We start from the raw sequence: 10,258 nt of genomic DNA on the forward strand, positions 1-10,258 counted from the left end.
AGCCCACTTTTGTAAGTGGGAAGTTTAAGATCTAAGTAATCCAGAAGAAGCTTTGACAATTGTCAGAGCTTTTTTCTTTGCCCGAAAACAGACGATTTTTTCTATCCGCTTGAAAAATAAAAGGCTTTCTTGCTCTTTTTTCAGGTCAAAATAGGAGTAAGAGGAATTTTTTGCTTAAAAACTGAACACAAATCCCTTTTTTCCAACAAAAGAATGCCGGATTTTGTTAGAATAGAACTGGTAAATGCTGTTTTTTTCGGAGGGAATTATGTCTTACAAGGACAACATCAAGCTTTTTGCGCTTAACTCAAACAAACCGTTGGCAGAAAAGATCGCTAAGCAGATGGGGTTAAAGCTTTCAACCTCAAGCGTCGTTCGCTTCAGCGACGGTGAAATTCAAGTCGACATCGACGATTCTGTCCGTGGCAAGGACGTCTTCTTGATCCAATCCACCAGCGCGCCGGTCAACGACAACCTTATGGAACTTTTGATCATGATCGACGCTGTCCGCCGGGCCAGTGCCGCTTCCGTAAACATCGTCCTGCCTTACTACGGCTACGCTCGTCAAGACCGGAAGACCCGGGCCAGAGAACCAATCACTGCTAAACTGGTCGCAGACATGATTCAAGCTGCCGGGGCTGACCGCGTCCTCTCACTGGACCTGCACGCTCCGCAAATCCAAGGTTTCTTCGACATCCCTGTCGACAACTTGATGGGCGCTCCTTTATTGGCTGACTACTTCCTGAGCAACCACCTGGAAGAAGACGCTGTTGTCGTTTCTCCAGACCACGGTGGCGTTACCCGGGCAAGAAAATTAGCTGAATTCCTGGGCACTTCAATCGCCATCGTCGACAAGCGCCGACCAAAGGCCAACGTTGCCGAAGTCATGAACATCATCGGTGACGTCAAGGGCAAGCGGGCCATCTTGATTGACGACATGATCGACACTGCCGGCACTATCACCCTGGCTGCCCAGGCCTTGAAGGACGCCGGTGCTACCGAAGTTTACGCCTGCGCGACCCACGCCGTTTTGTCCGGCCCAGCCGTAGACCGCTTGAACAATTCCGTAATCAAGAGCCTGGTCTTGACCGACTCAATCCAACAGCCAGCCGAAAAGAACCTCGACAAGATGATTCTCGTTTCCGTTGGGCCTTTGATGGGTGACGCTATCAAGCTGATCATGGAACACAAGGCAATGAGTCCGCTCTTTGACACTCGTTACGACGCTAACAAGTACAAGGACAAGTAAGGACTTGTATGCAAAAACAACCGCTGCAAATTCTGCAACGGTTGTTTTCTTTTGGAAATTATTCTTTTGCCTTATTTTTTCGTAAGCAATTCCCCGTTTTTCAGGTACTGCTGAAAATCTGCCTGCTTGAGCATGGCAACCGGGAAGAAGAAGCGCTCATCGCCCTGCAGGGTTCCGTTTAAGGCCTTGACCAGGGGGCTGAGCTGGGACAACTCAATCAAGCTGCCGTCTTCCTGCATGATCTCGATCTGGCTGTTGGCGTTCTTGCCACTTGGCTTATAAGCGTCATATGGCTCGTCAAAGGCTGACCCTACTCCGGTATAGTAGTCCGGGTCAAAGCCGGCCTTCTTGATCAAGTCCTTTAATTGCGGCAAAAGCTGCTTGCTTTCTTCGTTGATCTTCGCGCTGGCTAAAGGCCGCCGGAAGAGGTAGCGCTTGGTTAGGTCCGCTAAAACCGGGTCGCTGGACTCAGTCCACATGCTGAAGTTGGTCTCCATGACCCCGTCATCCATCTTCAAGTAGTCTTGCAAGTCCCAGGTCCCGGCCAAAAATCTGGCTAAACTTGGCGTAACCGGCAGTTCTTTTTCCTGGTAGAGGTACTGGGCCCGCTTCAAAAGGTGGTGAAGGATGACCTCCATGGACCGGTTGACCCGGTGGTAGTAGATCTGCTGGTACATCTGGTAGCGGGAGACGATATAGTCTTCAACGGCGTGCATCCCGTTAGCCGTAAAGCAAACCCCTTTTTCATAAGGGCGGATGACCCGCAAGATCCGGGACAGGTCGAATTCCCCATAAGAAGCCCCCGTGAAGTAGGCATCCCGCAAAAGGTAGTCCATCCGGTCGGCGTCAGCCTGGCTGGAGATGAGCTTGACCACCTGGGGATTAGGGTAGGTCTTGGCGATCACGCTGGCCACCGCCTTTGGGAAGTCCGGGTCGACCTTGCTCAAAGCCTGGTTGACCTCAGTGGAAGGATCCAGAATGATCTGCTGGCCGATCTGCTCATGGTTGGTGCCGAAAAGGTGCTCAAAGGTGTGCGAGTATGGGCCATGGCCGATGTCATGCAAAAGGCCGGCCATCTGCACCAGCAGGTTTTCGCTGGGGTCCCAGAGTCCGTCGCCGGTACTTTGACTAGGGTATTTGTCAGTAAAAAGGTTGCTGATCCGTCGGGCCAGTTCGTAGACGCCCAGGTTGTGCTCAAAGCGGGTGTGGGTGGCGCCGGGGAAGACGAAGGCCGTCGGGCCCAGCTGCTTGATCCGCCGCATCCGCTGGAATTCTTGCGAGCGGACGACTTCCAGGGCCACTTGGGTGTCCAGGTGGATATAGCCGTGGACCGGGTCACGGACGACGACTTCGCGGGCCAGTTTAGGACTGTCGAATTTTGTCAAAAGTAAATCCTCCATTCTTATTGTTTTATATTTTTGCCAAAACATAGTAAGATGTGCTTGACTAGCTATAGAAATTATAGCAAAAGTTGCCAGAGGCCGCTGCTTGCGGCTGTTAAAGGAGAAGAATTTTTTATAAAGATGAGCAAGATTAAGATCGATTTGACGAGCAAGATTACCCAGGGCGAGCAAACGGAAACCATCCGCCAGCAGGCAGAAGGCGAATTGCGGGAAGACGGCGCGGTGAAAAGAATTTTTTATGAGGCGGAAAAGGTGCCGGTCAAGATGCTCGTAAAAGAGCAGGAGCTCTTAATCCGGCGGGGGACTGACCACAGCAACTTCTCCCAAATGCATTTTATTTTAGGCGAGAAGGGGCAGTGCAAGTACGTGGTTGAGGGCCGGCAGCTGGATCTCTTGTCGGAAACCAAGCGCCTGGAATTGAAAGAAAATGCCGCTGGTCAGCAACTTGAAGTTGAATATGACCTCTTTAGTGGTGTAGACTTAATTGGTAGTTATGCCGTCTCGTTGATTTTTGCTTAAATGACGTGTAAAATAGACAAGATTGAATAGAGAGGACGTTCAACTGTGGGATTAGCTGATTTTAAAGACGTGGATCGTAACGAATTGTCAATGATTGAAGTTGCACACGCAATTTTGGAAGACCGTGGCGAAAGAATGGCTTTTGCCGATATCGTTAACGAAATGCAAAAGTACCTGAACAAGAGCGACGAAGAAATTCGCCAGCGCTTGCCGCAATTTTACACGGACATAAACACCGATGGCCGCTTCATTTCCATGGGTGAAAATGTCTGGGCCCTGCGGACCTGGTTCAAGTTTGAAGCTGTCGATGAAGAAGTCGACCACCCAGAAGACGACGGCGACGAAGCATCAACTCGCAAGCACCACAAGAAGGTCAACGCCTTCCTGGCGCCGACTGAAGGCGACGACGTGATCGACTACGAAAACGATGACCCAGAAGACGAAGACTTGTCCGACGGCAGTGACGCTGACGAAGATGACGCTGACGACAACTCCGGCGACGATTACGACGACAATGAAGACGACGAAGATGACGACTCATTGCCAGACGGGATCGAAGGTCAGCTGTCACAAATGGATGACGACGACCTTGATGACGATGTGGACGAAGGATAGGATTTTGCCCTTGACTTGCGGCTGAAAAGTCGTTATTATTTTGCGTGGGCACCCTATGTGCGTTTAGCTCCCTAATTGCTAGGGAGCTTTTTTATTATTTTTCAAAGGAGAGCTCAATGACCAAATATATCTTTGTGACTGGCGGCGTTGTTTCATCATTGGGGAAAGGGATTACTGCATCAAGCATTGGTCGCTTGCTGAAGAACCGCGGCTTAAAAGTTACCATGCAGAAGTTCGACCCATACATCAACATCGACCCCGGCACGATGAACCCTTACCAACACGGTGAAGTTTTCGTGACTGACGACGGTACGGAAGCTGACCTTGACTTGGGCCACTATGAAAGATTGGTCGACGTTAGAACCAGCAAGTACTCTAACGTGACGACTGGCAAGATCTACCAGGAAGTCCTGCAGCGCGAACGGCGCGGCGACTACCACGGCGGCACTGTACAGGTGATCCCGCACGTAACTAACATGATCAAGGAAAAGGTCATGCGGGCAGCGCAAATGACCGACACTGACGTGGTTATTTCCGAAATCGGCGGTACGGTCGGTGACATGGAATCAACTCCGTTCATGGAAGCCATCCGGCAAATGCGGCGGGAAGTCGGCTCAGAAAACGTCATGTACGTGCACGTTACCTTCGTTCCTTACCTGCGGGCAGCCAAGGAACTGAAGAGCAAGCCGACCCAGCAGTCAGTTTCCATGCTGCGGTCAATCGGGATCCAGCCAAACATGCTGGCTCTTCGCTCAGAAATGCCAGTTCCGCAGGAAATGAAGGACAAGATCTCCACTTTCACCGACGTTCCAGTCGACTACATCGTGGAATCTTTGGACGCGCCATCTCTGTTTGACGTGCCGTTGTCCTACCAGGAACAAGGCGTTGATCAGAAGGTCGTTGACTTCCTCCACATCGACAGCCCGAAGCCGGTTGCCGACATGGACGAATGGCGCCGGATGGACGAACGGGCCAAGAACTTGAAGTACAAGACCAAGATCACCCTGGTCGGCAAGTACGTCGAATTGGAAGATGCCTACATTTCCGTAACTGACGCTTTGCAGCACGCCGCCTACCTGTACAACAGCAAGATCGAAGTTGAAAAGATCCAGGCTGAAGACATTACTGAAGACAATGTAGCCGAACTTTTGAAGGACACCCAGGGCTTGATCGTGCCAGGCGGTTTCGGCACCCGGGGTCTGGAAGGGATGATCACTTCCATCAAGTACGCCCGCGAACACGACATTCCATTCCTGGGGATCTGCCTGGGGATGCAGATGGCCAGCGTGGAATTCGCCCGCAACGTTTTGCACCTGGAAGACGCCAACTCAGCTGAAGCAGAACCAAACTGCAAGAACAACATCATTGACTTGATGGCTGACCAGCGCGACCAGGAAAAGATCGGCGGCACCTTGCGTCTGGGCTTGTACCCAGCCATGCTGAAGGCCGGCACTAAGACCCGGGAATGCTACGACGGCCAGGAAGTCATCCAGGAACGTCACCGTCACCGCTACGAATTCAACAACAAGTACCGGGAAGACTTTGAAAAGGCCGGCATGACCTTCTCAGGCGTTTCTCCAGACAACCACCTGGTGGAAATCGTTGAAATCACGGACAAGAAGTTCTTTGTTGCCGCTCAATACCACCCGGAATTCCTAAGCCGGCCAAACCGGCCAGAAGGGCTCTTCAAGGGCTTTATTGGGGCAGCCAGCGGTTTGCAGGTCGACAAGTTCTAAATTTTGTACGATAATAATAGATAATGACAAGAGAAGAGAAACCTCTTCTCTTGTTTTTTTGACGAAGATCTATTAACATTATTATGATAATTTGACAAAAGAAAAGGACTACTTTCCCAAATGAAGCAAATGATAATTCACGGAGGGAAACCCCTGCAAGGCGACATCTGGATTGGCGGCGCGAAGAACTCAACGGTAGCGCTGATTCCGGCCTCAATCCTGTCGAGAACGCCGGTGACCCTGGAATCAGTTCCGCGGATTGCCGACGTTGACAATTTGATGGACTTGTTGAGCGAAATGGACGTGCACTGCGACTTCCGCGAAACGACCCTGCAAATTGACCCGACCGAAATCAAGATGAGTCCCCTGCCAGCTGGGAAGATTAAGAGCTTGCGCGCGTCTTACTACTTTATGGGCGCTTTGCTCGGTCGTTTTGGCAAGGCGGTTGTAGGTTTTCCTGGTGGCGATGACATTGGCCCGCGGCCGATTGACCAGCACATTATGGGCTTCCAATCCCTCGGCGCCGACGTTAGATATGAAAATGAGCAGATTGTAATTACCGCGCCTGATGAAGGGTTGAAAGGGGCCCAGATTCACCTGAAGATGGCTTCTGTTGGGGCAACGATGAACATCATCATGGCCTCAGTCACGGCCAGCGACCGGACGGTGATCGAAAACGCGGCCAAGGAGCCGGAAATCATCGACCTGGCAACTTTCTTGAACAACATGGGGGCCAAGATCCGCGGGGCGGGGACTGACACCATCAGAATCGACGGGGTTGACCGCTTGGAGGCCAAGGTGCCGCACACGATCATCCCTGATCGGATTGAAGCCGGGACTTACATTTCCATGGCAGCCTGTATCGGTAACGGGATCCGGATCCACAACATCATCGCTGAACACCTTGACGCCTTTTTGGCCAAGGTGGAAGAAATGGGCGTGGTGATCGACACTGATGAAGACTCCCTCTTCGTTTACCCGGCCGGGGACCTGCGCATGGTCCAGGTCAAGACCGGGACTTACCCGGGCTTCGCGACTGACTTGCAGCAGCCAATTACGCCGCTCTTGCTGACGGCTAAGACCGGGGAAGGGGTCATCATCGACCCGATCTACCCGAAGCGGACCCGGCACGTGCCGGAACTGCAGAAGATGGGGGCTTCCATTACGGTCGTTAACAACATCATTCTGGTTCAACCGGGCAGCCGCCTGCGCGGGGCGGTGGTTCACGCTGACGAAATCCGGGCCGGGGCCTGCTTGATGCTTACGGGCTTGATGGTTGACGGCGAAACGGTGATCAACAATGCTGGCAACATCTTGCGCGGCTATGACCGGGTGGAAGAAAAGCTGCACCAGCTGGGCGCTGACGTGGTCATCCGGGACGTGGAAGATTAACTTGAGCCCTTGTCAAACGGGCTGGATAGTGGTACTATATTAGAGTTAACCGATTAATCTATGGCCTGTAGAAGGCTATGGCAAAGGAGTTTTAGAATTATGAAACAAGGTATTCACCCAGATTATCAAGAAGTTTGCTTCATGGACTCAGCAACTGGTTTTAAGTTTGTTGCCGGCTCAACTTTGAAGTCATCAGAAACTGTTGAATTCGAAGGCAACACTTACCCATTGATCCGTGTTGAAATTTCATCAGATTCCCACCCATTCTACACTGGCAAGCAAAAGTTTGCCGCAGCCGATGGTCGAATCGAACGTTTCAACAAGAAGTACGGCTTCAACAAGAAGAACTAATCGTTCTCTTTACTTTAAAAGCAGCCCTCTTGGGTTGCTTTTTTATTGCGAAGAGCGCTAAACAACGTATAATATACTAAGTGTTATTCTCAAGGAGCAGTATTGGAATGAAAATGCAGTTGGCAGAAATCGCTCAAGCCTTAAATACCAGTTGTGAAGGGGACGCAGAAACGGTCATTACCTCAGTGGCCTTTGACTCAAGAAAGATCAGCCAGGGCGCCCTCTTTGTCCCGATCAAGGGGGAAAGAGACGGCCACGATTTTGTGGGTTCAGCCATTGAAGCCGGCGCCAGCGCCACTTTGTGGGAAGCTGGCCACCCAAACAAGCCGGAAGGCATCGCGGTTTTAGAAGTTGCCGACACCTTGAAGGCCATGCAGGATCTGGCCCGCTACTACTTGCAGAAGGTCAACCCAACCGTGGTCGGCATCACCGGCTCAAACGGCAAGACCACGACCAAGGACATGGTGGCGGCGGTTTTGGCCAAGCGCTTCAACGTTTACAAGACCCAGGCCAACTTCAACAATGAAATCGGCGTGCCGATGACCATTTTAGAAATGAAGCCGATCACTGAAATCCTGGTTTTGGAAATGGGGATGGACCGGGCTGGCCAACTGCATGAACTGAGCCAGCTGGCCCGGCCGGATGTGGCGGTCATCACCATGATCGGGGAAGCCCATATCGAATTCTTAGGCAGCCGGGACAAGATCGCCGACGCCAAGATGGAAATCACGGACTTTTTGCAAGAAGACGGCGAATTCATCTACAACGGTGATGAACCCCTCCTGGCGGAAAGAGCCGCAAAGCTTTCCCAGGACAAGTCCACCTTCGGTTTCGCGGACTCTGACAGCATTCATGCCAGTGACCTCCGCAGCACCATGCACCATTCCTTCTTCAAGATTAACGGGACTGACCGAGAATTCTCAATTCCAATGATCGGCCGCCACAATGTGGCTAACGCCATGGCCGCTATTCTGGTTGGCCGCCACTTCGGGGAAAGCGACGAGGAAATCGCCGCTGGCCTGGCCAACTTCGTGCCAACGGCCAACCGGATGGAATGGGAAAAGGGCGACTGCGGCGAAGACATCATGAGCGATATCTACAACTCCAACCCAACGGCAGTTAAGGCCGTGACTGCCTCCTTTGGCCAGGTTCCAGTCAGTGAAGGCGGCCGCCGGATCGCGGTTTTGGCTGACATGCTGGAACTGGGCAGCCGGTCAGCCGACCTGCACAAGGGTCTGGCTGCCTGCCTGGACCCGGACAAGATCAACGTCCTTTACCTTTACGGGCCGGAGATGAACCACCTTTACCAGGCCCTGCTGGACAAGTACGGCCAGCAGAATCTGCACTACTACCCAGAAGACGAGATGAGCCATTTAATCGATGATTTAAAGGGCGACATCCACAGCCAGGACATCGTTTTGCTGAAGGGGTCCCACGGGATGCACCTGGAACGAGTCCTCGACAGACTGAAATAGGAGAACAATTTGAAATTTACTGAACTAGGATTGAACGATAATATCTTAAAGGCAATTAAGCGGTCAGGCTTTGAAGAAGCCACCCCGATCCAGGCCCAGACCATTCCTTTGGCTCTGGCAGGCCAGGACGTGATCGGCCAGGCCCAAACCGGGACGGGGAAGACAGCTGCCTTTGGTCTGCCAATCCTGCAAAAGCTGGACCTGGACAAGCAGGAGCAAGCCATCCAGGCCATCGTAATTGAACCAACCAGAGAACTGGCCATCCAGACCCAGGAAGAACTTTTCCGCTTGGGCAGAGACGAAAATGCCAAGGTCCAGGTCGTTTACGGCGGGGCGGACATTGGCCGGCAGATCCGGGCCTTGAAGAAGGCGCCGGAAATCCTGGTCGGGACTCCTGGCCGGCTTTTGGACCACTTGAAGCGCAAGACCATCAAGCTGGACGGCGTCAAGACAGTTGTTTTGGACGAAGCCGACGAAATGCTTGACATGGGCTTCATCCAGGATATCGAAAGCATCTTAACCTATGCTGAAAACCGGGACCAGACCCTCTTGTTCAGCGCGACCATGCCAAAGCCAATCCAAGCTTTGGGCGAAAAGTTCATGCATGACCCGCAAGTCGTGAAGATCCAGGCCAAGCAACTGACGGCTGATTTGATCGACCAGTACTTCGTCCGCGTCCGGGAAAACGAAAAGTTCGACACCATGTGCCGGCTGATCGACGTGGAAAATCCGGACCTGGCCGTGGTCTTTGGCCGGACCAAGCGCCGGGTTGACGAACTGACCCGGGGCCTGGTTGCCCGGGGCTACAACGCGGCCGGCATCCACGGCGACCTGACCCAGGCCCGGCGGATGCAGGTGCTCAAGCGCTTCAAGGAAGGGGAGCTTGACATTCTGGTGGCTACTGACGTAGCTGCCCGGGGCCTGGACATTTCCGGGGTTACCCATGTTTACAACTACGACATTCCGCAAGACCCGGACTCCTACGTCCACAGAATCGGCCGGACCGGCCGGGCCGGCAAGAGCGGGATGAGCGTGACCTTCGTGACGCCAAACGAGATCGGCTACATGCGGACTATCGAGGACTTGACCAAGAAGAAGATGTCTCCTCTGCGTCCGCCGACAGACGCCCAGGCCTTTGCCGGGCAGATGAAGCAGGCGGTCTTGAAGGTGGACGACCTGTTGAGCGGGGATTTGAGCAAGTATGACGACGCGGCGGAAAAGCTGCTGGAAAATTACTCAGCTGAAGACATCGCCGCTGCTTTGCTGAAGGAACTCTCTAACGACAGCGAGGTCACGGTTACTATCACCCCTGAAAACCCTCGCTCTTACCGGGGCAAGCACTCAGGCGGCCGGGGTAGCCGCAGCCGGAGCGGTAACAATAACTTCAAGGGCAAGCGCAATTTTGACAGAAAGAAGCGCAAGCCAGGCTTTAAGTTCCACGGCCGGAAGGGCTAAATTTTTAAAAAAATAAAAAGGACCGGGCTTTTGTCCAATGTCATTAAGTTAAGGGATTGACAT

The 10,258-nt window shown here is 52.7% G+C and carries 9 protein-coding genes; 8 read left to right on the plus strand and 1 reads right to left on the minus strand.

Features of this window, described 5'->3' with window-relative positions; genetic code table 11:
* Positions 1-268 precede the first annotated feature (268 nt).
* Positions 269-1,249: a ribose-phosphate diphosphokinase gene (locus HMPREF3168_RS00875; RefSeq protein WP_003612858.1), complete on the plus strand. Its 981-nt coding sequence runs from the start codon at positions 269-271 to the stop codon at positions 1,247-1,249.
* Positions 1,250-1,320: 71 nt separating this feature from the next.
* Here HMPREF3168_RS00875 and HMPREF3168_RS00880 read toward each other — a convergent pair whose 3' ends face one another.
* Positions 1,321-2,634 (minus strand): HD domain-containing protein, encoded by a 1,314-nt coding sequence (locus tag HMPREF3168_RS00880; RefSeq protein ID WP_014564601.1) that lies wholly within the window; start codon positions 2,632-2,634, stop codon positions 1,321-1,323.
* Positions 2,635-2,772: 138 nt separating this feature from the next.
* Here HMPREF3168_RS00880 and HMPREF3168_RS00885 point away from each other — a divergent pair, with 138 nt between their 5' ends.
* From HMPREF3168_RS00885 to HMPREF3168_RS00915, 7 genes are all read left to right on the plus strand, one after another.
* Positions 2,773-3,171 (plus strand): YwiB family protein, encoded by a 399-nt coding sequence (locus HMPREF3168_RS00885; RefSeq protein WP_002878700.1) that lies wholly within the window; start codon positions 2,773-2,775, stop codon positions 3,169-3,171.
* A 45-nt stretch (positions 3,172-3,216) separates the two neighbouring features.
* Positions 3,217-3,786 (plus strand): DNA-directed RNA polymerase subunit delta, encoded by a 570-nt coding sequence (gene rpoE, locus HMPREF3168_RS00890; protein ID WP_070488017.1) that lies wholly within the window; start codon positions 3,217-3,219, stop codon positions 3,784-3,786.
* A 116-nt stretch (positions 3,787-3,902) separates the two neighbouring features.
* Entirely contained in the window at positions 3,903-5,522 is a 1,620-nt protein-coding gene (locus HMPREF3168_RS00895; RefSeq protein ID WP_070488019.1) for a CTP synthase, read from the plus strand.
* A gap of 120 nt (positions 5,523-5,642) precedes the next feature.
* Positions 5,643-6,914: a UDP-N-acetylglucosamine 1-carboxyvinyltransferase gene (locus tag HMPREF3168_RS00900; RefSeq protein WP_003612832.1), complete on the plus strand. Its 1,272-nt coding sequence runs from the start codon at positions 5,643-5,645 to the stop codon at positions 6,912-6,914.
* Between the two features lie 99 nt (positions 6,915-7,013).
* Positions 7,014-7,265: a type B 50S ribosomal protein L31 gene (locus tag HMPREF3168_RS00905; protein WP_003612793.1), complete on the plus strand. Its 252-nt coding sequence runs from the start codon at positions 7,014-7,016 to the stop codon at positions 7,263-7,265.
* Between the two features lie 107 nt (positions 7,266-7,372).
* The gene (murF, locus tag HMPREF3168_RS00910) at positions 7,373-8,740 is read left to right on the plus strand and encodes a UDP-N-acetylmuramoyl-tripeptide--D-alanyl-D-alanine ligase (RefSeq protein WP_070488021.1); all 1,368 of its coding nucleotides are present in this window, start codon (positions 7,373-7,375) and stop codon (positions 8,738-8,740) included.
* 9 nt (positions 8,741-8,749) lie between these two features.
* The gene (locus tag HMPREF3168_RS00915; RefSeq protein WP_003612801.1) at positions 8,750-10,195 is read left to right on the plus strand and encodes a degradosome RNA helicase CshA; all 1,446 of its coding nucleotides are present in this window, start codon (positions 8,750-8,752) and stop codon (positions 10,193-10,195) included.
* Positions 10,196-10,258 lie beyond the last annotated feature (63 nt).

The organism is Lactobacillus sp. HMSC08B12, from assembly GCF_001808415.1.
GTDB lineage: Bacteria > Bacillota > Bacilli > Lactobacillales > Lactobacillaceae > Lactobacillus > Lactobacillus delbrueckii.